The 398-nt window shown below is 74.1% G+C and carries 1 pseudogene; it reads left to right on the forward strand.

From position 1 onward, the window contains the following. Positions 1–398, forward strand: a pseudogene (locus tag G3I78_RS50160) (serine/threonine protein kinase); the annotation flags it as partial.

Here is a 398-nt window from a genome sequence, read left to right on the forward strand (position 1 = left end):
CTCGACCTCGCCGAGAGAGCGCTGCGCCACGACCTCGCGCAGTGCGCGGATGTCGACGGCTCCCTGCAGGTCGACGACGGCTGGCGGTCCGTGCTCTACCTCGGCACCGGGTCCACGGGCATCGGACTCGCCCTGGCGGCCTTCCTGAAGCACCGCACCGGTACGGGACTCGGCGAGGCCCTCGCCTCGATCCGGCTGGCGGCACGCGGCCAGTTCACCGTCTTCCCCGGTCTGCTCGACGGCCGCGCCGGACTGCTGTACTTCCTGACCGCCGCCGGCCACGGCGCCGACGACGCGGCCGCGCTCCAGGGGCACCGGCGCGATCTGTGGCGGCACGCCGTACCCCACGGCGACGGCCTCGCCTTCCCCGGCAGACACCTGGTCCGGCTGTCGATGGA

It is taken from the genome of Streptomyces sp. SID13726, from assembly GCF_010548375.1.
GTDB lineage: Bacteria > Actinomycetota > Actinomycetes > Streptomycetales > Streptomycetaceae > Streptomyces.